The following is a 21,838-nucleotide window of genomic DNA, read 5'->3' on the forward strand; positions in this document are numbered from 1 at the left end:
TTGGTGATCTTGTGCGACGGAGGGGCGTGAGCGGCACAATATCGCCATGACAGTGGTTTCATCGGGGTCCGACCGCGGAACCGCGGGCCGGCCCTCGTTGATGGCGACACCCGATCATGTGATGCTGGTGGACGATCGGCTGCACGAAATTCTCATCACCGGTGGCACTTTCGACGCGATCTACCGCCACATACTCGCCGCCCCCGGCAAACGGGTCCGGGCGGCCTTGCTTCTGGCCTGCGCCCGCCTGGTGCCCTCGGACCACGTCGCACCTTTGCACGACGTGGTCGCCCTGGCGTGCGCGATGGAGATGTTCCATGAAGCGTCCCTGGTCCACGACGACATCTGCGACGGTTCGCACCTGCGGCGCGATGCCCCGTCGGTCCCCGCCGCGTTCGGCGTCCGCACCGCCGCACGCGCCGGATTCCACCTGGCGGGCCACGCTCTGCAGACGATCGCGCAGGTGGTGGCGGACAATCCGCCGGTATTCGCGCGGCTGGGAAAGGTCCCCGGCGTCACCTACCTCGACCGGATCTCGGAACTGTCGTTCGGCCAGCTGGTGGAGACGATGCCGCCCGCATTGGAGGATGCGGCCCTGCGCCGGCACTACGAACTCGTGGCAGGCGCGAAGACGGGAACTCTGTTCCGGCTGTGTTGCTCCTACGGAGGCACGGCGGGCGGCGTCGACGACGACCGGCTGCGCGTCCTGATGGTGTACGCCGACCAGCTGGCCCTCGCGTTCCAGATCATGGACGACGTGCGCGACGTCGAGGGCGGACCCGCCCTGGGCAAGGAGGCCGGTGGCGACCTCGACCGCCGGGTGCCGACTTGGCCGGTCATCGAATGGTTGGCCAGCAGCCACCGCGCTCGTGAGATGTGGTTCAGCGAGCAGACCACCAGTGCCGACCTGCAGGCGGACCTGGTGCGCAGCGGAGCCACCCGGGCCGCCCGTGCGGTCGCCGTCCGCGCCGCGGAGACCGCGTGCCGGGCCCTGGACGTGTTCCCGACGTCCCCCGCGCGTGATCACCTGCGCGAGCTCTCGCTACGGGTGGTGTCCCGATGAGCGGCGGCCGCGTCGGCGCCGTGGCCTACGGACTGCGGCACCTGCGCCGGGTACCCGACTTACCCGCGTTGCATGCGGCGCGGTCACCGCAAGAGCTGGCGCGGCTGGTGCTCATACCTGCGGCCCGCAATCTGGGCATCGCGGTCGCCTTCCTGCCCGCGGAGCTGCGTGCCGAAGCCACCGCCGCCATTCTGGCGTGCCGGGTGCTCGACGCCTATGAGGACCTCATGGACCGACCGATGGCGAGCGGCGCGGTCCTGGCCGCCGTCGGCTATCTCAACGGTGTGACCGACACGCCGCCCCCACTGCTGGACGGGGTCGGCGTCCGCGACAGCGAAGCCGTCGACCTGGTGCTCGCCGAGCGCATCCGGGACGTCCGGGCGCTGCTGTCGGCCCTGCCCGTGGAGGGGCGGGAACGTGCCGGGCGGATGCTGGTCGACGTCGGCCGGGTGATGGCACAGAATCTCGACTCAACCCTGCCGCGGTCCGCCTACAGCGAGGGTGTACTTGGGCGGGCCGTTCTCTACGCCTGCGCACTGGTCACCGGCGACGACTGCAGCGAAACCGAACTGGGTGAGCTGGCCGGATGCATCGGCACCGTCGCCCAACTCGCCAACGACCTCCGCGACGGCGAACTCGCATTGTACGGAGCCGGCGACCACGAAGAACTGACCACAGCGGTCATGCTGCGCTTGCTGATCCCGGCCCTGGGCGGCTTCGTGCTGCTGGCGATGATCGACGCGCGTACCGCCAGTCGTGGCGCCCGAGCCGCTGTCGCCTACATGGCCATCACGACGACAGCGTTCCTGTGTGCCAGCGTCGGGACACCTGCGCCCTATCGGCAGCGACTGCGGCTCGGCGCGGCCCTGCTGGCCGGCACTTCGTCGAGTTACTGGACGACGATGCTGGAACGGGTCCGCCGGTCCGTCGACGTGGCGATCGACCGAACCATCGATGGGTCGGGCGGCGCCGCGCCAGGCCCAGCCCTGCAGGTGTTCGGTCTCACTGACACACGATCGGTGCCGCCTTCGATCGAGTCGCTGATCGTCGGCAACGTCTTCGCCCTCGTGGGGGCCATGACCGACGAACCGCTGACGGGCGAGCTGCCCGACAGCGAGGTTCGCCGGATGATGATCGCCGACCATCTGGCCTTTGGCGCCGTCGAACGGTTGGATCCCGCCGACGTCGACGCGATGCGGACCCTCGCGGCCCATTTTCAGCTCTCCGCCCTTGAGAATCCAGGAGTCCGCCCATGACCACCGAATCGGTCCCCACCGGCACCGGCAAACCCGCCACACCCACCACATCCGAACGGCCCCCGTTCAGCCGCCGGGTGCTGAAGCTCGAGCACCCGGCGAATATCGGTCCGCTGGCGCACATCGTGGGCTGGATCGGGGTGCTTGCCCTCGCTCTGTTCGTGCCTGCCGCCACGAACTGGTACCTGGCGGTGCCGCTGATGTGCGTACTGGTGCTGGCGAACTTCTCGATCACGATCGGCGTGCTGCACATGCACACCCATCGGCCCCTGTTCGTGTCGCGGCGAGCGAACCGAATCGTCGACGTACTGTGCTGCCTGCCTGCCACCCTGACGGCGGCCGAAATGCGCGAGGTGCACATCCTCAGCCATCACCGTTTCAACGACGGTCCCGGCGACGTCACCTCCACCGAAGGACGCGAGAAGGGATTGCGTGCGATCTGGTATTGGACCAGGTACGGCCTCGTGGTGAAGAGCCACACCATACGAACGGTTTTCGCGGCCGATGCATCGCCGGGCCGGCGCAAGCGGCGCCGCCAGTTCATCGTCGACTTCACCCTGGTACTCGCGCTTGTCGCGGCCACCTGGTACGTCACCGACACCACCCGGTTCGCGCTCTTCTACTTCATCCCGTTCGTCGTGACCCAGGTGAGCGGCGGCTACTTCGCCTGGCTCACCCACGCCCCGGCACGGGTGTTCGAGGACGACCCGAGCAAATCGATGAACACCGTTGGCAACTGGCTGAACTTCTTCATCTTCAACCAGGGCTACCACAGTGTGCATCACCGCTATCCCGGCATCCACTGGAGCCAGATCCCCGACAAACTGGACTTCATGCGGCAGGTCGAGCCGGACGTCATCGTGCCCTACTGGATGACGCTCAACTCGGCCTGGCGTCTGGTGGCGCCCAACGGCTTCCTCGACGCGGGCTACGGCCAGCGGTGGAAGGCCAACCTGGACAAGCGGCTTGATGAGGGCACCGTCCGGTCGCGGTATCTGCCCTGGTTCGCATGGATCTGATCGGGGCATCCCTCGCGGCAGGCGAACGGCCGATGCCGCTGGAAGACTGGGAACCCGTATATCGCGAGGTGACCAGTGCGGACCTGCGGGTCACCGGCAACATTCCAGACTTCTTGGACGGCCGGTACCTGCGCAATGGTCCCAATCCGGTTGGTGCGGTCGACGCCGCCACCCATCACCTCTATAGCGGCGACGCGATGGTGCACGGGATATCGCTGCGCGACGGCAAGGCGCAGTGGTACCGCAACCGTTGGGTGCGCACCCCGTCGATGAGCAAGGCGCTGGGCGAAAGTCCCACGGCCGCAATCAAACCGAGCGCCGGTATGACCGTCGTCAGTCCCAACACGAATGTGATCAGCCACGCCAGGCGGACGCTGGCCCTGATCGAGGCCGGGATGGCCACCTATGAGCTCACCGACGAACTCGACACCATCGGGATCTGCGACTTTGACGGCACTCTGCCGGGCGGCTACACGGCTCACCCGCACATCGACCCCGACACCGGTGAGATGCATGCCGTTTCGTACTCCTTGTGCCGCGGCAACACCGTCCAGTACTCGGTCGTCGGCAGGGATGGCCGGGTCCGCCGCACCGTCGACATCGACGTGCACGGCCAAACGATGATGCACGACTTCACCCTCACCGAGAAGTACGTCGTGTTCTACGATCTGCCCGTCACCCTGAACGTGTCCATGGTCGCCCAATCGATGCAATTGCCCCGCCCGCTGCACAAGCCGGTGGAGTCGGTGTTGCGGTCGTTGGTCGGCAAGGTCAAGGTTCCCGGTTCGCTGGCGGCAATAGCAGGCCGCGTCACTCGCATGAAGCCGGGAATCCCGTATTCATGGGATCCGGTGTACCCGGCCAGGATCGGTGTGATGCCCCGCGACGGCGGCAACTCCGATGTGCGCTGGTTCGAGATCGAGCCCTGCTACGTGTTCCACGCGGTCAACGGATACTCCGAACACCGGGGCGGTGCCGAGGTTGTGGTTCTCGATGTGACGCGTTACGACAGGATGTTCGACGACGACGTGTTGGCGCCAAGTGACGGATCCCCCGCGCTCGACCGCTGGACCATCGACTTGACTCGTGGCACGGTGCACATGGAGCGCCTCGATGACCGCTGGCTGGAGTTTCCGAAGATCAACGAGACGTTCGCCGGCAGGAGGTACCGCTACGGCTATCTGCCCACCCTCGAGGGCTTCCGCCGCCGTGCCCTTGCCGACATTGCCGACAAGACGTGCCACCAGCTCGTCAAGGTCGACTTCGAAACGGGGTCGGCTCAAGAGACGACATTGGACCCGGCGGTGACATTCGGGGAGATGTCCTTCGTCCCCAACCCTTGGGCCGACTCAGAAGATGACGGTGTGCTGATCGGGTATGTGACCGATCAGCGCGTCGATGAGGGGCAGCTGCTCATACTCGACGCGCCGACACTGGAGGTGGTGGCGACCGTGCATCTGCCCCAGCGGGTGCCGCCCGGGTTTCACGGGAACTGGGCACCGCGGACCTGACGGGACGCTCATCGCGTCACACCACCGACGGGCCGCGCCGGACCAGCGACAGCACGACGGCCGCCGTGGCGAACAGGCCGGAGAAGAGCCTGTTCACGATGGTCTGCTGGCGTGGGGTGTGCAGCCAGCGCAGCAGACGCACCGACATACCCGTGTAGAGACCCATCACCACCATGTCGACGGCGATCAGCGTCGCGCCGATGGCCAGGTATTGCGGCACCAGCGGCGCGGTGGGTACGACGAACTGAGGCAGCACCGCAAGGAAGAACACCAGACCCTTCGGATTGGTGGTGTTGACGAGGAACCCGCGGGCCAACAGCGCCAGGCGTCCGCCGCTGACAGCGTGGGTCACCTGTTCGCGCAGATCGATTGTGGCCGTGCGCCATTGCCGGACGGCCAGGTAGACCAGGTACGCGACGCCGATCCACTTGATCACGTTGAACGCCAGGATCGAGTTCGCGACCGCTGCTCCCAGCCCGACCGCGACGAGGGTGAGTTGCAGCATCAACCCGAGCTGCAGGCCGAGGACGCTCCAATACCCGCGCCGCACGCCGTGCGTCACACCCGTAGCCATCGATTGGATCGCACCCGCGCCCGGCGACACGCTGATCAGGATCGCCGCGCCGAGGAACGTCAGCCACACTTCCCACGCCATGTGAGCAGTCTGTCAGGCGATGCGGGTGCCCGGCACCTCCTTATCGACGGCCAGGGGCGACAGGCGGGCCTCAGCTGTTCCGGTGCCACGGTCGCGGCAGATGCCGGTCTCGTTCGTCGTTGACCCACGCGTAGTAGAAGCCGATGAGGACGCCGCCGCCGATCAGGTTGCCCAGCAAGACTATTCCGAGGTTGCCCAACACCGAACCCACGTCGACGCCGTCCTGCAATCCGACGATCATGAACAGCACCGTGTTGGCCACCGAATGCTCGAAGTCGAGGTAGGCGAACACGAACACCGCCATGATCATCGTGAGGCACTTGGCGATGTCGTCGTGCAGGTAGCCGTTGTAAACCAACAGCATTGCCAGGTTGATCATGAAGTTGCACAGGATCGCCCGGACGAACAGGTCGAGCCAGCCGGTGAATCCGTGGTCGAGATAGCCGGTCTTGACCGCAACCCCGTGTTGCATCGCGCTGAGGACGCCCGCATTCAGCAGCGTGCTGCCCCGCAGCATGGCGGCCACGAGCAAGCCGCCCAGGATGTTGCCGAGATAGCAGAACCCGAGAATGCGCAGTATCAGGATCGGAGTCACCCGGCGGTAGTAGACCCCGATCGAGACGATCATCATGGTCGAGGTCAGCAGCTCGGACTTGGAGTAGTAGATGAACACCAGTGCCCAGCCGAACGCCAACGCGCCGAGCAGCTTGCCGACCGCGTGCAGTTGGCCGGGCGGATCGCTCATCGCGTCGAAGGCGGCGACGATCGAGTAGTTGATGACGTAGAAGATCGCGATGATGATGCCGGCCATGGCGGCGCGCTGGATGTAGCGGCGGCGGAGATGACCTGTCATCTTCTTCTTCGACTCGAGCACATCTAGCGCTGTGCTGATGAAGAACTTGCCGGGAAAAAGCTTGTTGACATCGAAGCCGGGCGTGGTCATGCGGTAACCGTCGCAGACTTGGGGGAAGCCCGCACCGGGGCGCCGGCAACTGATTTCATTCGGCTGGACCGATCAGGGACAATCGGATGGATGGCGAGCTTCGAGATGTCCCGAATCGATCTCCGCGGCGTGCACCTGTCCGCCGCCCGGTTGCGTGCCGCCCTGCCGCGCGGTGGCGTCGACGTCGACGCCGTCGTACCCAAGATCAGACCGATCATCGACGACGTCGCCGAGCGCGGAGCAGAGGCGGCCCTCGACTACGGCCAGTCCTTCGACGGCATCCGGCCCGCCACCGTCCGGGTTCCCGCAGAGGCGCTTCGACGTGCGCTCGCCGAGCTTGATACCGACGTCAAGGCCGCGCTCGGGGTCGCCATCGACCGGGCCCGCGCCGTGCACGCGGATCAGCGCCGCACCGACACCACAACCACCCTGGCCCCAGGGGCCACCGTCACCGAACGCTGGGTGCCGGTGGAGCGGGTCGGCCTCTACGTGCCGGGCGGCAACGCCGTCTACCCGTCCAGCGTGGTGATGAACGTGGTGCCGGCCCAGACCGCTGGCGTCGACTCGCTGGTGATCGCCAGCCCGCCCCAGGCCGGCGGGCAGGGGCTGTTTCGTGGGCTGCCGCACCCGACCATCCTGGCCGCCGCCGCACTCCTCGGGGTCGACGAGGTGTGGGCGGTCGGCGGTGCGCAGGCGGTGGCCCTGCTGGCCCATGGCGGCACCGACACCGACGGCGCTGACCTTGCGCCGGTGGACATGATCACCGGACCCGGCAACATCTACGTCACGGCCGCCAAACGCATCTGCCGCTCACAGGTCGGCATCGACGCCGAGGCCGGTCCGACCGAGATCGCCATCCTGGCCGACCACACCGCCGACCCGGCGCACGTGGCGGCGGACCTGATCAGTCAGGCCGAGCACGACGAGATGGCGGCCAGCGTCCTCGTGACACCCAGCGAAGAGCTGGCCGCGGCGACCGACCGCGAACTCGCGAAGCAGCTGACGACGACCGTGCACCGGGAGCGGGTGACCGCGGCCTTGACCGGGCGCCAGTCGGCCATCGTGCTTGTCGACGACCTCGACGCCGGGGTCCGCGCCGTCAACGCCTACGCCGCCGAACACCTGGAGATCCAGACTGTCGACGCGGCCGAGGTCGCGGGGCGCATCCGCGCGGCGGGCGCCGTCTTCGTCGGTCCGTGGGCCCCGGTCAGCCTGGGCGATTACTGCGCCGGGTCCAACCATGTGCTGCCCACCGCCGGTTGCGCGCGTCATTCCAGCGGGCTGTCCGTCCAGACCTTCCTGCGTGGCATCCACGTGGTGGATTACACCGAGGCGGCGTTGAAGGACGTGTCCGGTTACGTCATCACCCTGGCGCAGGCGGAGAACCTGCCCGCCCACGGGGAGGCGGTCCGCCGGAGGTTCGAATCGTGAGTGTGGCCGGTGTGGGCGGCGGTGTCACCCTGGCCGACCTGCCGCTGCGCGACGACCTGAGGGGCAAGTCGCCCTACGGCGCACCCCAGCTCGCGGTCCCGGTTCGGCTGAACACCAACGAGAATCCGCATCCGCCCACCCGGGCGCTGGTGGACGATGTCGCCGCGTCGGTCCGCGACGCCGCCCGCGACCTGCACCGCTATCCCGACCGCGACGCGGTGGCGCTGCGCGCTGATCTTGCCGCCTACCTGAGCGGTCAGACCGGTGTGTCGCTGAGCGTCGAAAACCTCTGGACGGCAAACGGATCCAACGAGATCCTGCAGCAGCTGCTGCAGGCCTTCGGCGGCCCCGGCCGCAGCGCGATCGGCTTCGTGCCGTCATACTCGATGCATCCGATCATCTCGGACGGCACCCAGACCAGGTGGCTGGTCGCCAACCGTGCCGAGGACTTCGGCATCGACATCGACGTGGCTACCGAGGCGATCGCCGAGCACCGGCCCGACATCGTGTTCGTCACCAGTCCCAACAACCCGTCGGGCCAAAGTGTTTCGCTCGACGACCTGTGCCGGCTTCTCGACGTGATGACCGGGGGAATCCTGATCCTCGACGAGGCCTACGGCGAGTTCTCGTCGCAGCCAAGCGCGGTGGCGCTCATCGACGAGTACCCGGCCAGGCTCGTCGTGAGCCGCACCATGAGCAAGGCCTTCGCCTTCGCCGGCGGCCGGCTGGGATACCTGATCGCCGCGCCCGCGGTGATCGACGCGATGTTGTTGGTGCGCCTGCCCTATCACCTGTCGTCGGTGACCCAGGCCGCCGCGCGTGCCGCGCTGCGCCACGCCGACGACACCCTCGGCAGCGTCGCGACCCTGATCGCAGAGCGCGAGCGGGTGAGCGAAGCGTTGACCGACATGGGTTTTCGCGTGATCCCCAGCGACGCCAACTTCGTGCTGTTCGGCGAATTCGCCGACGCGCCCGCGACGTGGCAGCGCTACCTCGACGCCGGTGTCCTCATCCGCGACGTCGGCATCCCCGGATATCTGCGGGCCACGACCGGCCTCGCCGAGGAGAACGACGCGTTCCTGGAGGCCAGCGCCGTACTCGCCGCCACCGAACTGGCATCAGTCCCCGACAGCACCGTAGGAGCACAGTGAGTCGCCGCGCGAAAGTCGAACGCACAACGAAGGAATCCGACATCTCCGTCGAGCTGGACCTCGACGGGACCGGAGTCGTCGACATCGACACCGGGGTGCCGTTCTTCGACCACATGCTGACCTCACTGGGCACGCATGCCAGCTTCGACCTGACCGTGGTGGCCAAGGGCGACATCGAAATCGAAGCGCACCACACCGTCGAGGACACCGCGATCGTGCTTGGGCAGGCGCTCGGCCAGGCTCTGGGTGACAAGGTGGGTATCCGCCGATTCGGCGACGCGTTCATCCCGATGGACGAGACGCTGGCGCACGCCGCCGTCGACGTGTCGGGCAGGCCGTACTTCGTGCACACCGGGGAACCCGACTACATGGTCGAGTTCACGATCGCGGGTTCCAGGGCGCCCTACCACACCGTCATCAACCGGCACGTGTTCGAATCGCTGGCGTTCAACGCGCGCATCGCGCTGCATGTGCGCACGCTGTACGGCCGCGATCCGCACCACATCACCGAGGCGGAGTACAAGGCGGTGGCGCGTGCGCTGCGTCAGGCGGTCGAGTACGACGCCCGGGTCACCGGCGTGCCGTCCACCAAAGGTGCCCTGTGACAACCAGATCCGTTGTGGTGCTGGACTACGGTTCGGGCAATCTGCGCTCCGCCCAGCGGGCACTGCAGCGCGTCGGCGCGGACGTCGAGGTGACCGCCGACGAACGCGCGGCGTCATCGGCCGACGGTCTCGTGGTGCCAGGGGTTGGCGCCTACGAGGCATGCATGAGCGGCCTGCGCAAGATCGAGGGTGACAGGATCATCGCGGAGCGGCTGGCAGCGGGCCGACCCGTCCTCGGGGTGTGCGTCGGGATGCAGATCCTCTTCGCGCGGGGGGTCGAGTTCGGAGTCGAGACCAGGGGTTGCGGCCAGTGGCCGGGTTCCGTACTGCGGCTGGATGCGCCCATCATTCCGCACATGGGCTGGAACGTCGTCGACGCACCTGCGGGCAGCACGCTGTTCAAGGGTTTGGACGCGGGCACCCGGTTCTACTTCGTGCACTCGTACGCCGCCCAGCAGTGGGAAGGCGATCCAGCGGCGCTGTTGACCTGGGCCACCCACCACGTGCCCTTCCTGGCCGCGGTCGAGGACGGACCGCTGTCGGCCACCCAGTTCCACCCGGAGAAGAGCGGGGATGCCGGAGCCACATTGCTGGCCAACTGGGTTCAGGCACTAGGTTGAGCTCCGTGCCGTCACAACCGTCGCTGATCCTGTTGCCCGCCGTGGATGTCGTCGAGGGCCGCGCCGTTCGCCTCGTTCAGGGTAAGGCGGGCAGTGAAACCGAGTACGGTTCGGCGCTGGACGCCGCGCTGACATGGCAGCGCGACGGCGCGGACTGGATCCACCTCGTCGACCTCGACGCCGCCTTCGGACGCGGCTCCAACCGCGAACTGCTTGCCGATGTCATCGGCAAGCTCGACGTCGCGGTGGAACTGTCCGGCGGCATCCGCGACGACGATTCGCTGCGCGCCGCGCTGGACACCGGATGTGCGCGCGTCAACATCGGCACCGCCGCACTGGAGAACCCGCAATGGTGCGCTCAGATGATCGCCGAGCACGGCGAGCGGGTGGCCGTCGGGCTGGATGTGCTCATCGATCAGTCGGGCGGCAGCTACCGGTTGCGCGGCCGCGGTTGGGAAACCGACGGGGGCGACCTGTGGGAGGTGCTCGAACGGCTTGAGCGCGAAGGCTGTTCGCGCTACGTCGTCACCGATGTCACCAAGGACGGCACGTTGACGGGTCCGAACCTCGAGTTGTTGGGTGGGGTCGCCGATCGCACCGATGCCCCGGTCATCGCGTCGGGCGGGGTGTCGAGCCTCGATGATCTGCGGGCGATCGCCACCCTCACCGACCGCGGTGTCGAAGGCGCCATCGTCGGAAAGGCGCTCTACGCCGGGCGGTTCACCTTGTCGGACGCGCTCGCGGCGGTAGGGCAGTAGGGCGTCCATGGCAATCGATGACGCCGATGTCGAGGGCTTGGTCGCGGAGGCGGCCGTCATTCTCGATGCCGCCGCCAAACCCTTTGTCGCCGGCCACCGGGCCGAGCAGGCGGTCCGCAAGAAGGGCAACGATTTCGCGACCGAGGTCGACCTCGCGATCGAGCGGCAGGTGGTCGAGGCGCTGAACTCGGCGACCGGAATCGGCGTCCACGGCGAGGAATTCGGCGGCGCTGACGTCCACGGCCCCCTGGTCTGGGTGCTCGACCCGATCGACGGGACGTTCAACTACGCGGCGGGATCCCCGGTGGCGGCCATCCTGCTCGGTCTGCTTCGCGACGGTGAACCCATCGCCGGGCTGACCTGGCTGCCGTTCACCGACCAGCGCTACAGCGCGGTGGTCGGCGGGCCGTTGTACGCCAACGGGATTGCCCAGCAGCCGCTGCGCCCGGCCGTGCTCGGCGACAGCATCGTCGGGATCGGCACGTTCAACGTCGATTCTCGTGGCCGGTTCCCGGGCCGCTACCGGCTGGCGACCCTGGAACAGCTCAGTCGCCGGTGTTCGCGGGTGCGTATGCACGGCGCCACCGGGGTCGATCTCGCCTACACCGCCGCGGGAGTTCTCGGCGGCGCCATCAGTTTCGGCCACCATGTCTGGGATCACGCCGCGGGGGTCGCGCTGGTCCGCGCCGCAGGGGGGATCGTCACCGACCTGGCAGGGGAGCCCTGGACCATCGACTCCCGCTCGGCCCTGGTCGGGCTGCCCGGGGTGCACGAGGCGATCCTGGACACCGTCCGGTCCGTCGGCGAGCCGGAGGATTACTGACATGACCGACGCGCATGGCCTTGCCGTTCGGGTCATCCCGTGCCTGGACGTCGACGACGGCAGGGTCGTCAAGGGTGTCAACTTCGTCAATCTGCGCGACGCGGGAGATCCCGTCGAGCTCGCCGCAGCCTACGACGCCGAAGGCGCCGACGAGCTGACATTTCTTGATGTCACGGCGTCCTCGTCGGGCCGGGCGACGATGCTCGAGGTGGTCAAGCGCACCGCCGAGCAGGTGTTCATCCCGCTGACCGTCGGCGGTGGAGTCCGATCGGTCGGCGACGTGGACATGCTGCTGCGCGCGGGGGCGGACAAGGTGTCCGTCAACACCGCCGCGATCGAACGGCCCGAGCTTCTGGCCGACCTGGCCCGCCAGTTCGGGTCGCAATGCATCGTGTTGTCCGTCGATGCCAGGACCGTTCCGCAGGACGCGCAGCCGACGCCATCGGGCTGGGAGGTGACCACACACGGCGGTCGCCGTGGCACCGGCATCGATGCCATCGAGTGGGCTGTTCGCGGTGCCGAACTGGGCGTGGGCGAGATCCTGCTCAACTCGATGGACTGCGACGGCACCAAGGCGGGATTCGATCTGCCGATGCTGCGCGCAGTCCGCGGGGCGACCACGGTGCCCGTCATCGCCAGTGGTGGCGCCGGTGCGGTGGAGCACTTCGCGCCCGCGGTGGAGGCGGGGGCCGACGCGGTGCTGGCCGCGAGTGTCTTCCATTTTGGGGAGCTGACGATCGGCGAGGTGAAGGCCGAGATGGCCGCGCACGGAATCGTGGTCCGATGACCCCACAGTCCGTGATTTCGGCGCGCTTTCGTGCGCTCAGCGACGGAAAGCGCGCCGAAATCCCATGAGCCTGGATCCCGCGATCGCCGCTCGGCTGAAACGCAACGCCGACGGCCTGTTCACCGCGGTCACCCAGGAGCGGGGCACCGGCGCGGTGCTGATGGTGGCATGGATGGACGACGATGCGCTGGCCCGCACGCTGGAAACCCGTGAGGCGACCTACTTCTCGCGCTCACGTGGACAGCAATGGGTCAAGGGGGCGACGTCAGGCCATACCCAGCGTGTGCACTCGGTGCGGCTGGACTGCGACGGCGACGCGGTACTGCTCGAGGTCGATCAGGTCGGCGGCGCGTGCCACACCGGCGACCACAGCTGCTTCGACGCGGATCTGCTGCTGGGCGAGTAGTGGCGAGTAGTTCGGTAAGCCGCTAGGGCGGACTGATCGCCATCAGCAGCCGAACGAGTTCGCCCTGCCGATGTGTGCCGGTCTTCTCGAACACGTGTTGCAGATGGGTCCGCACCGTCGCGAACGACACCGACAGCTCAGAGGCGATCTGCCTGGTGCTGTCGCCCTCCATGATGTGCAGGGCGACCTGGGATTCGGTCTCGGTCAAGCCGTAGAGCCGCCGCCAGAGTTCGTTCTGCGGACTCGGTCTGTCCTCGGGGTCGGTGATGCTGACCAGCGCAGTGGGTTCGGCGCCGCCCTCCCGCGTGATCGGGTGCAGCAGCGGGATCACCCGAATGACATAGGGACGCTTCCCAGAGGGCCGGTCGCAGAAGAACGATTGCCCCGATCGCGTTTCCCCGTCGCCCACGAGCGCGCGCTGCGTCGCACAGCGCCACGCGCGCTGCGCGTTCGGCGAGGCGGCGGCGATGCGGCCGAGACGGAAGCGCAAGCCGTCCTCGGCGCGGAGGATGTCCTCGGCGACGGCGTTGACGAAGACGACCGATCCGCCGGGCCCGATCACCACGAGGCCGTGCCCGACCGCGCTCAGCGCGCCCGCCAGATCGGAGTTGAGGTCGATGGCGATCCCGAGTCGGCGCTTCATCCGGCCGGCCCGCTGCAGGTGCGGGGCGAGCGCCGCCATGAGCTGCATTCGCCCGGGTGTGTCGAATCGCTCGGCCCGATTTTCGGTGTGCATGATGCAGCACATCGGCTCCCCGACGTCCAGCCGGACATACAGCGCGTCTTCTAATCCGTTCGGGTGCAGCCAGTCCCGATAGAACTCCGTGCCGCGATGGGGGTGGACGAGTTCGGCAGCGGTTCGGACCGCGCCGATCGGACCCGCTTGTATCACGGCACGGGTGAAGTCCAGGTGGCAGTAGCGCTCGGCGTAATCCTTGGCCGCTCCGCTGGGAAGCACCGCGTTGTCGATGGTCCAGACCGCGGCGCTCGCGGTCAGCATGGCGCCGCCGCTGCCGCCGAGGGCGCGATTCATGTGCACGATCGGTTCCGCCCACTGCGTCGAGGCGGTCACGCCCGCATAGACGACGTCGACGAGCCGGGAGAACTCATCGACGGAAACCATCGTTTCCTCCCCGTACGCTGGCCTTTCGCAGACGTATACCACACCTTCAGGCCTTGCGTCGGTCGTGAACTCAACCATCTGCATGAGGACTTTGACGCCACGATCTGGTTGCCTGTCAGTGGCGGGAGCCCTTGTCAGGGGGAGGGGGAGGCGGGCGCCTGGTGGCCGTTGCCGCCGGGCGCCCGCTCTCCCAAGACCGTCAGGGCCTTGTCCGCATGGCCTTCGAAGTTGAATTCGCCGGCGATCACCGCGAGCACGGTTCGGTCGGTGTCGATCACGAACGTGGTGCGTTTGACCGGCATGAGTTTTCCCAGCAGTCTGCGTTTGACGCCGAACTGGGTCGCGACACGGCCGTCGGCGTCGGAGAGCAGTGGATAGTCGAACCCCTGGGTCTGCGCAAACGTCGCCTGTTTGTCCACCGGATCGGTACTGATGCCCACTCGGGACGCACCCAGCGCGGCGAACTCCGCCGACAGGTCGCGGAAGTGGCAGGCCTCCTTCGTGCAGCCGGGTGTCATCGCGGCGGGATAGAAGAACAGCACCACCGGACCGTCGGCCAGCAAACCTGTCAGGCTGCGCGTGGCGCCGGTCTGATCGGGCAGGTCGAACTCGGGCACCCGGTCACCACGTTTCATGGATGTCACGCTACGCCGGCTCACAAACACGGTCTGGGAGGATTGATCCGTGCAAACCACTGCCAACCTCGCTGTCACGACCACACGCGAGGACTTCCGGGTGTTGGCCGCCGAGCACCGTGTCGTGCCGGTGACCCGCAAGGTTCTCGCCGACAGCGAGACGCCCCTGTCGGCTTATCGCAAGCTCGCCGCCAACCGGCCCGGGACGTTCCTGCTCGAATCGGCGGAGAACGGCAGGTCATGGTCCCGCTGGTCGTTCATCGGTGCGGGTGCGCCGTCGGCGCTGACCGTCAGGGACGGCGAGGCGGTATGGCTCGGCGTGACGCCACAGGACGCCCCGGTGGGCGGCGATCCGCTGCGGGCGCTGCGCACAACGCTCGAACTGCTGGAGACGGCCCCGCTACCGGGTCTGCCGCCGCTGTCGAGCGGGCTGATCGGGTTCTTCGCCTACGACATGGTGCGTCGGCTCGAACGGCTGCCCGCACTGGCGGTCGACGATCTGGGCCTGCCCGACATGCTGCTGCTGCTCGCCACCGACGTCGCCGCGGTGGACCATCACGAGGGCACGATCACGTTGATCGCCAACGCCGTGAACTGGAACGCAACCAATGAGCGGGTCGACTGGGCCTACGACGACGCCGTGACCCGGCTGGACGTGATGACCGCGGCGCTGGGGCAGCCGCTGCCCTCGACTGTCGCCACGTTCGGCCACCCGGCGCCGGTCTACCGCGCACAGCGCACGGTCGAGGAGTACACCGCGATCGTCGAGAAGCTCGTCTGCGACATCGAGGCTGGTGAGGCGTTCCAGGTGGTGCCGTCCCAGCGCTTCGAAATGGACACCGAGGCCGATCCGATCGACGTTTACCGGCTGCTGCGGGTGTCGAATCCCAGCCCGTACATGTACTTGCTCAACGTCCCCGACGAGAACGGCGAACTCGACTTCTCCATCGTCGGTTCGAGCCCGGAGGCGTTGGTCACGGTCCAGGACGGCCGCGCCACCACCCACCCGATCGCGGGAACGCGGTGGCGCGGGCAGACCGAGGAGGAGGACCTGCTGCTCGAGAAGGACCTGCTGGCCGACGACAAGGAACGCGCCGAACACCTGATGCTGGTCGACCTCGGCCGTAATGACCTGGGCCGGGTGTGCCGGCCGGGCACGGTGCGAGTGGAGGATTACAGCCACATCGAGCGGTACAGCCACGTCATGCACCTGGTGTCCACGGTGACCGGTCAGCTCGCCGAAGGCAGGACCGCGCTGGACGCCGTCATGGCGTGTTTTCCCGCTGGCACGTTGTCCGGGGCGCCGAAGGTGCGGGCGATGGAACTCATCGAAGAGGTCGAGAACACCCGTCGGGGCCTCTACGGCGGGATCCTCGGCTATCTCGACTTCGCCGGGAACGCCGACTTCGCGATTGCCATCCGCACCGCGCTCATGCGGCGGGGAACCGCATACGTCCAGGCCGGTGGGGGGGTCGTGGCCGACTCCAACGGCCCGTACGAGTACAACGAGGCCTCGAACAAGGCGCGCGCGGTGCTCAACGCCGTCGCCGCAGCGGAAACGTTGACCCAGCCCGCGCCGGGATCAGTCGACACCCGCCGGCCGGTGCCGTGATCCGTGTAGCCCAGTTGCTGCTCGTCCTCACCGCGGTCGCCTTGTGGTTCGCGTCCCGGCTGACGTGGGTCGAGGTCAGCTCGTTCGACGGGTTGGGCCAGCCCAAGACAGCCGCGCTGACCGGCGCGGCCTGGTCGACGGCGTTGCTGCCGCTGGCACTGGTGGCGCTCGCCGCCGCGGTGGCTGCGCTGGCGGTGCGTGGCTGGCCGCTTCGGCTGCTGGCGGTGCTGGTCGGCGCGGCCAGCGCGGGCATGGGATACCTCGCGATCAGCCTGTGGGTGATTCGCGACGTAGCGGTGCGCGCCGCGCACCTCGCCGAGGTTCCGGTGGCGGATCTGGTCGGCACCCAGCGCCACTACACCGGCGCGGTGATCACGCTGGTGGCGGCGCTCGGTGCGCTGATGGGTGCGGTCATGTTGATCAGGTCGGCCGCGGGGTCGCGGTCATCGGCCGGTAAGTACGCCGCACCCGCGGCGCGGCGCGCGGCGGTTGGTCGGGATACCTCGCGCGAGGGTTCAGGGGAAGGCCCGGGGGAAAGGATGTCGGAACGGATGATCTGGGATGCGCTCGATGATGGCTCCGATCCCACGTCTGATCCCACCTCTAGTCCCATCGAGGACCCGATCGATCCGGACAATAAGGGTCGGTGAGAGTTGGCCGTGTGGTGGCGGCTACCCTTCGATGGAGATCAATCGATCTCGTCCGTGGCGGGCCGGAAGGGGAGTGGCGGCTGATGAGTTCGGCGAGCGTGCTCGACTCCATCATCGAAGGAGTCGATGCCGACGTTGCCGCCCGTGAGGCCGTCATCGGTCTGCCGGAGATCAAGGAGCGGGCTCTGGCCGCGCCTCCGCCGCTGGACGTCCTCGCGGCGCTGCGGCAGCCCGGCATCGGGGTGATCGCGGAGGTGAAGCGCGCCAGTCCGTCGCGTGGGGCGCTGGCGACCATCGCCGATCCAGCCCAGCTCGCACGTTCCTACGAGGAGGGCGGCGCCCGCGTGGTCAGTGTCCTGACCGAGCAGCGCCGATTCAACGGCTCGCTGGATGATCTGGACGTGGTGCGTGCGGCGGTGTCGATTCCCGTGTTGCGCAAGGACTTTATTATTCGCCCCTACCAGATTCACGAGGCTCGGGCGCACGGCGCGGACATGCTGCTGTTGATCGTGGCGGCACTGGGGCAGCCGGTACTTGAATCGCTGCTGGAGCGCACCGAATCGCTGGGCATGACCGCGCTGGTCGAGGTCCACACCGAGGAGGAAGCTGACCGGGCCCTGCAGGCGGGTGCCAGGGTCATCGGGGTGAACGCGCGCGACCTGAAGACGTTGCAGGTGGACCGGGACTGTTTCGCACGGATCGCGCCGGGGCTGCCCTCCAACGTCATCCGGATCGCTGAATCCGGCGTCCGGGGGACCGCCGACCTGCTCGCGTACGCCGGGGCGGGCGCCGACGCCGTGCTCGTCGGCGAGGGCTTGGTCACCAGTGGCGATCCCCGCGGCGCCGTTGCCGATTTGGTCACCGCAGGCCGTCATCCGTCCTGCCCGAAACCATCGCGCTGACGGGTGACCAACCGCTAGCGCGAAGAGGATCATGATGTCCGATCTCGCCGGCCCGAAACTGCCGCGTTCCAGCGCAGCCGTGGCTGAACCCACATCCCACGACCCCGACGCCAGGGGCCATTTCGGCGTCTACGGCGGCCGATTCGTCCCAGAGGCCTTGATGGCGGTGATCGAGGAGGTCACTGCCGCGTATGAGAAGGCCCGCGGCGACCAGGCTTTCCTCGATGAGCTGGACCGGCTGCAGCAGCACTACAGCGGTCGGCCGTCCCCGCTCTACGAGGCCGAACGGCTCAATGAGCACGCGGGCGGCGCCCGCATCTTCTTGAAGCGAGAAGACCTCAACCACACCGGATCTCACAAGATCAACAACGTCCTCGGGCAGGCGTTGCTGGCGCGCCAGATGGGCAAGACCCGTGTCATCGCGGAGACGGGCGCCGGTCAGCACGGCGTGGCCACCGCGACCGCCTGCGCACTGCTCGGCCTGGACTGCATCGTCTACATGGGCGCGATCGACACCGCGCGGCAGGCGCTGAACGTCGCCCGGATGCGGTTGCTCGGCGCGGAGGTGGTCTCGGTCGAGGCCGGATCCAAGACTCTCAAAGACGCCATCAACGAGGCGTTCCGCGATTGGGTCACCAACGCCGACAACACCTACTACTGCTTCGGCACGGCCGCCGGACCGCATCCGTTTCCGACCATGGTGCGCGATTTCCAGCGGGTCATCGGCTTGGAGACCCGGGTGCAGATTCAGGCCCAGGCCGGCAGGCTGCCCGACGCGGTGACCGCGTGTGTCGGCGGGGGATCCAACGCGATCGGCATCTTCCACGCATTCATCGACGACCCCGGCGTTCGCCTGGTCGGTTTCGAGGCCGCGGGTGACGGCGTCGAAACCGGGCGGCACGCAGCCACTTTCACGGGCGGCTCGCCTGGCGCGTTTCAGGGCTCGTTCTCTTATCTGCTACAGGACGAGGAAGGCCAGACCATCGAATCGCATTCGATCTCGGCGGGCCTGGACTATCCGGGTGTCGGACCCGAGCACGCCTTCCTCAAGGACATGGGTCGTGCCGAGTATCGGCCGATCACCGACACCGAGGCGATGGACGCCTTCCGGCTGCTATGCCGCACCGAGGGCATCATCCCCGCGATCGAGTCGGCGCACGCGGTGGCCGGTGCGCTGGACCTCGGTCGGGAGCTGGGTGCGGGATCGGTGATCGTGGTCAATCTGTCCGGGCGGGGCGACAAGGACGTGGAGACTGCGGCCAAGTGGTTTGGCTTGCTCGACAAGGAAGACGTCGAGAAAGAAGACAAGGAACCGGAGAAGTCATGAGTCGGTTGGCCGGTGTTTTCGAGGCGTGCCGAGCGGAGAGCCGCGCCGCGCTGATCGGATATCTGCCCACCGGGTTCCCCGACGTATCCACCTCGATCTCGGCGATGACGGCGCTGGTCGAATCCGGTTGCGACATCATCGAAGTCGGCATCCCGTATTCGGATCCCGGGATGGATGGGCCGACGATCGCCGCGGCGACGGAGGCCGCGCTGCAGGGCGGTGTGCGCGTCCGCGATTCGCTTGCCGCGGTCGAAGCGATCAGCAAGGCGGGTGGGCGGGCGGTCGTGATGACCTACTGGAACCTGGTGCTGAAGTGGGGTGTCGACGCCTTCGCAAGGGATCTCGCGTCTGCGGGCGGGCTCGGCCTGATCACCCCCGACCTGATTCCCGACGAGGCCGAGGAGTGGCTGGAGGTTTCCGACGCCCGTGACCTCGACCGGGTTTTCCTGGTGGCGCCGTCGTCCACGCCGGAGCGGCTGGCGGCGACCGCCGCCGCGTCACGGGGATTCGTCTACGCCGCGTCGACGATGGGCGTCACCGGTGCACGCGATGCGGTGTCCACCGCCGCACCCGAACTCGTCGCGCGGGTGCGGGCGGTGTCGGACATCCCGGTGGGTGTCGGACTCGGGGTTCGATCGCGTGAACAGGCCGCTCAGATCGGGGCGTACGCGGACGGGGTGATCGTCGGATCGGCCCTCGTCAGCGCGCTTCGCGACGGCATTCCGGCGGTGCGGGAGCTTACTGCGGAACTTGCCGACGGTGTTCGGCAGAGGGTTCCCGCGTGACGTCGACACTGGCGTACATTCCCAGTCCGTCACAGGGTGTTTGGCACCTCGGCCCGTTTCCCCTTCGCGCCTATGCGCTGTTCATCATCGCGGGCATCATCGTCGCGTTGACCATCGGCGATCGCCGGTGGGAGCAGCGGGGCGGCGAGCGCGGCGTCATCTACGACATCGCCCTGTGGGCGGTGCCATTCGGTCTGCTCGGCGGGCGGCTCTACCACGTGCTCACCGACTGGCCGACGTACTTCGGCGACGGTGGTGCGGGCCTGTGGGCCGCCGTCAAGGTGTGGGACGGCGGACTGGGCATCTGGGGCGCTGTCGCGCTCGGCGGTGTCGGCGCGTGGATCGCCTGCAGGCGGCGAGGCATTCCGCTGCCGGCGTTCGGAGACGCGATCGCGCCGGGAATCGTTCTGGCCCAAGCGATCGGGCGGCTGGGTAACTACTTCAACCAGGAGCTCTACGGCAGGCCGACCACCATGCCGTGGGGTCTGGAGATCTACGAGCGCGTGAATGCCAATGGCATGCCCGATTCGCTCAACGGGGTTGCCACCGGACCGGCCATCAGCGTGGTCCATCCCACGTTCCTGTACGAATTGCTGTGGAATGTGCTGGCTTTCGCCGTGCTTATCTGGGCGGACCGGAGGTTCAAACTCGGGCACGGCAGGTTGTTCGCCCTATATGTGGCGGGTTACTGCGTCGGCCGGTTCTGGATCGAGCTCATGCGCAGCGACACGGCGACGCTCATCGCGGGGATCAGGGTCAACTCGTTCACCTCGACGTTCGTCTTCATCGGCGCGGTGGTCTACATCATGGTCGCGCCCAAGGGGCGTGAGGATCCGGCCACGTTGCGCGGGAATGCGGGCGAGACGAGGGACGAAGATTCGGCGGTCAAGGAGCTCGCCAAGGAGTTGACGGTCGTCGCATCGACGACCGGATCGGTCGCGGCGGTCACCGTGGCCGCTCAGGCGGAGCGGAAGGAGGCCGAAGGCGCCGGGCCCGAGGATCCCGGGGCCGAGGCACACGCTGGTGCGGAATCGCTCATGCCCGACGCCGCCGAAGGCGAGACCGAGTCCTTTGCGATCGAGGATTCGGAGTTCTTCGGGGAAGCCGAAGCGCCTGAGGCGGATGAGGCCGACGTGGAGCCGCAGGAGGGTCCGCACAGCGAGGCGGCTGTCGAGGCGGAGGAGCTTGCAGCCGAGGTCGCTGATGCTCCGGCCGAGGAAGTTATTGAGGCGCAGGAGGTTGCCGAGGCGGGGGAGCGGGCCACAGAGCTTGAGGTGGCCGCGGAGGCCGAGGCCCCCGTTGAGCCGGAGGGTGATGAACTCGACAGTGAGGCGGTTGTCGAGGCCGACGAGCTTGCAGCCGAGGTTGCTGATGCTCCGGTCGAGGAGATTGTTGAGTCGGATGAGGTTGCCGAGGTAGCGGAGCAGGCCGCGGGGCTAGAGCCTGAGCCGGTCGCCGAGGCGGCGGCGGAGGCCGATGCGGTCACTGAAGTGCCCGCCGATGTCGAGGCCGCAGCTGAGGCGATCGGCGATGAGTCTTCCGCTGGGACGGACGTGACGCCCGAGAGTGGGGCGGCGGACGACTCCAAGAACTCCGTTGACGAGGTCAAGCCGAAGACTGCTCCGGCGGTCGGGCATGCCGTGGCAGCCGCATCGTCGAAGGTGCGCGAGTACGTGAACAAACCTGCAGTGCAGAAGCGGTTGGCCCAGGCGGAAGAGGTCGCCGGACGGGTGCGTCGATGGGTGCGGCAGCGCCGCTCCTGACAAAACGGATGCG

22 protein-coding genes are annotated in these 21,838 nt (G+C 67.7%); 18 read left to right on the forward strand and 4 right to left on the reverse strand.

Annotated elements, in window-relative coordinates:
- Positions 1-46: 46 nt before the first annotated feature.
- Genes ADBZ6K_RS01735 through ADBZ6K_RS01750 form a run of 4 tightly spaced genes read left to right on the forward strand, consistent with a single transcriptional unit; the run spans position 47 to position 4,849 of the window.
- The gene (locus ADBZ6K_RS01735) at positions 47-1,063 is read left to right on the forward strand and encodes a polyprenyl synthetase family protein (protein WP_526344089.1); all 1,017 of its coding nucleotides are present in this window, start codon (positions 47-49) and stop codon (positions 1,061-1,063) included.
- Complete coding sequence (locus ADBZ6K_RS01740; protein WP_526344090.1) at positions 1,060-2,319, forward strand: hypothetical protein; 1,260 nt, start codon at positions 1,060-1,062, stop codon at positions 2,317-2,319. Before ADBZ6K_RS01735 ends, ADBZ6K_RS01740 begins: the two co-directional genes overlap by 4 nt.
- Entirely contained in the window at positions 2,316-3,338 is a 1,023-nt protein-coding gene (locus ADBZ6K_RS01745) for a fatty acid desaturase family protein (protein WP_526344091.1), read from the forward strand. Before ADBZ6K_RS01740 ends, ADBZ6K_RS01745 begins: the two co-directional genes overlap by 4 nt.
- On the forward strand, positions 3,329-4,849 hold the full coding sequence (locus tag ADBZ6K_RS01750) for a carotenoid oxygenase family protein (RefSeq protein WP_526344092.1): 1,521 nt from the start codon (positions 3,329-3,331) through the stop codon (positions 4,847-4,849). The genes ADBZ6K_RS01745 and ADBZ6K_RS01750 overlap by 10 nt, the downstream gene beginning before the upstream one ends.
- Before the next feature lie 16 nt (positions 4,850-4,865).
- On the opposite strand, the gene ADBZ6K_RS01755 is transcribed toward ADBZ6K_RS01750, so the two are convergent.
- Together ADBZ6K_RS01755 and ADBZ6K_RS01760 are read right to left on the reverse strand one after the other, a co-directional pair.
- Positions 4,866-5,504 (reverse strand): LysE family translocator, encoded by a 639-nt coding sequence (locus tag ADBZ6K_RS01755; RefSeq protein ID WP_526344093.1) that lies wholly within the window; start codon positions 5,502-5,504, stop codon positions 4,866-4,868.
- Positions 5,505-5,574: 70 nt separating this feature from the next.
- Positions 5,575-6,447 carry a formate/nitrite transporter family protein gene (locus ADBZ6K_RS01760; RefSeq protein ID WP_526344094.1) on the reverse strand — a complete coding sequence of 291 codons (873 nt, stop codon included), beginning with the start codon at positions 6,445-6,447 and terminating at the stop codon, positions 5,575-5,577.
- Positions 6,448-6,552: 105 nt separating this feature from the next.
- Here ADBZ6K_RS01760 and hisD point away from each other — a divergent pair, with 105 nt between their 5' ends.
- The 8 genes from hisD (at position 6,553) to hisI (ending at position 13,028) form a co-directional block, all read left to right on the forward strand.
- Entirely contained in the window at positions 6,553-7,878 is a 1,326-nt protein-coding gene (gene hisD, locus ADBZ6K_RS01765; RefSeq protein WP_526344348.1) for a histidinol dehydrogenase, read from the forward strand.
- A 2-nt stretch (positions 7,879-7,880) separates the two neighbouring features.
- A complete protein-coding gene (locus ADBZ6K_RS01770) occupies positions 7,881-9,029 on the forward strand; it encodes a histidinol-phosphate transaminase (RefSeq protein WP_526344349.1) in 1,149 nt (382 codons plus the stop codon).
- The gene (gene hisB, locus ADBZ6K_RS01775; protein WP_526344095.1) at positions 9,026-9,634 is read left to right on the forward strand and encodes an imidazoleglycerol-phosphate dehydratase HisB; all 609 of its coding nucleotides are present in this window, start codon (positions 9,026-9,028) and stop codon (positions 9,632-9,634) included. The genes ADBZ6K_RS01770 and hisB overlap by 4 nt, the downstream gene beginning before the upstream one ends.
- Positions 9,631-10,254 carry an imidazole glycerol phosphate synthase subunit HisH gene (gene hisH, locus ADBZ6K_RS01780; RefSeq protein ID WP_526344096.1) on the forward strand — a complete coding sequence of 208 codons (624 nt, stop codon included), beginning with the start codon at positions 9,631-9,633 and terminating at the stop codon, positions 10,252-10,254. Before hisB ends, hisH begins: the two co-directional genes overlap by 4 nt.
- Positions 10,255-10,277: 23 nt before the next feature.
- A complete protein-coding gene (gene priA, locus ADBZ6K_RS01785; RefSeq protein WP_526344350.1) occupies positions 10,278-11,012 on the forward strand; it encodes a bifunctional 1-(5-phosphoribosyl)-5-((5-phosphoribosylamino)methylideneamino)imidazole-4-carboxamide isomerase/phosphoribosylanthranilate isomerase PriA in 735 nt (244 codons plus the stop codon).
- Positions 11,013-11,019: 7 nt separating this feature from the next.
- Positions 11,020-11,835, forward strand: coding sequence for an inositol monophosphatase family protein (locus ADBZ6K_RS01790; RefSeq protein WP_526344097.1), 816 nt, complete (start codon positions 11,020-11,022; stop codon positions 11,833-11,835).
- Position 11,836: 1 nt separating this feature from the next.
- Positions 11,837-12,622, forward strand: coding sequence for an imidazole glycerol phosphate synthase subunit HisF (gene hisF / locus ADBZ6K_RS01795; RefSeq protein ID WP_526344098.1), 786 nt, complete (start codon positions 11,837-11,839; stop codon positions 12,620-12,622).
- A gap of 64 nt (positions 12,623-12,686) precedes the next feature.
- The gene (hisI, locus tag ADBZ6K_RS01800; RefSeq protein WP_526344099.1) at positions 12,687-13,028 is read left to right on the forward strand and encodes a phosphoribosyl-AMP cyclohydrolase; all 342 of its coding nucleotides are present in this window, start codon (positions 12,687-12,689) and stop codon (positions 13,026-13,028) included.
- A gap of 22 nt (positions 13,029-13,050) precedes the next feature.
- Here the strand turns inward: hisI and ADBZ6K_RS01805 are convergent, their stop codons facing one another.
- Together ADBZ6K_RS01805 and ADBZ6K_RS01810 are read right to left on the reverse strand one after the other, a co-directional pair.
- Positions 13,051-14,151 (reverse strand): helix-turn-helix transcriptional regulator, encoded by a 1,101-nt coding sequence (locus ADBZ6K_RS01805; protein WP_526344100.1) that lies wholly within the window; start codon positions 14,149-14,151, stop codon positions 13,051-13,053.
- 134 nt (positions 14,152-14,285) lie between these two features.
- Positions 14,286-14,786 carry a peroxiredoxin gene (locus ADBZ6K_RS01810; protein ID WP_526344101.1) on the reverse strand — a complete coding sequence of 167 codons (501 nt, stop codon included), beginning with the start codon at positions 14,784-14,786 and terminating at the stop codon, positions 14,286-14,288.
- A 49-nt stretch (positions 14,787-14,835) separates the two neighbouring features.
- On the opposite strand from ADBZ6K_RS01810, the gene ADBZ6K_RS01815 reads away from it, so the two are divergent.
- From ADBZ6K_RS01815 to lgt, 6 genes are all read left to right on the forward strand, one after another.
- On the forward strand, positions 14,836-16,398 hold the full coding sequence (locus ADBZ6K_RS01815) for an anthranilate synthase component I (protein ID WP_526344102.1): 1,563 nt from the start codon (positions 14,836-14,838) through the stop codon (positions 16,396-16,398).
- Positions 16,395-17,048 (forward strand): TIGR02234 family membrane protein, encoded by a 654-nt coding sequence (locus tag ADBZ6K_RS01820; RefSeq protein WP_526344103.1) that lies wholly within the window; start codon positions 16,395-16,397, stop codon positions 17,046-17,048. Before ADBZ6K_RS01815 ends, ADBZ6K_RS01820 begins: the two co-directional genes overlap by 4 nt.
- Before the next feature lie 83 nt (positions 17,049-17,131).
- On the forward strand, positions 17,132-17,950 hold the full coding sequence (gene trpC / locus ADBZ6K_RS01825) for an indole-3-glycerol phosphate synthase TrpC (RefSeq protein WP_526344104.1): 819 nt from the start codon (positions 17,132-17,134) through the stop codon (positions 17,948-17,950).
- Positions 17,951-17,984: 34 nt separating this feature from the next.
- Positions 17,985-19,277, forward strand: coding sequence for a tryptophan synthase subunit beta (gene trpB / locus ADBZ6K_RS01830; RefSeq protein WP_526344105.1), 1,293 nt, complete (start codon positions 17,985-17,987; stop codon positions 19,275-19,277).
- On the forward strand, positions 19,274-20,062 hold the full coding sequence (gene trpA / locus ADBZ6K_RS01835; protein ID WP_526344106.1) for a tryptophan synthase subunit alpha: 789 nt from the start codon (positions 19,274-19,276) through the stop codon (positions 20,060-20,062). The genes trpB and trpA overlap by 4 nt, the downstream gene beginning before the upstream one ends.
- Positions 20,059-21,825, forward strand: coding sequence for a prolipoprotein diacylglyceryl transferase (lgt, locus tag ADBZ6K_RS01840; RefSeq protein ID WP_526344107.1), 1,767 nt, complete (start codon positions 20,059-20,061; stop codon positions 21,823-21,825). Before trpA ends, lgt begins: the two co-directional genes overlap by 4 nt.
- Positions 21,826-21,838 lie beyond the last annotated feature (13 nt).

Origin of the sequence: Mycobacterium sp. (genome assembly GCF_044223235.1) — a bacterium.
GTDB lineage: Bacteria > Actinomycetota > Actinomycetes > Mycobacteriales > Mycobacteriaceae > Mycobacterium.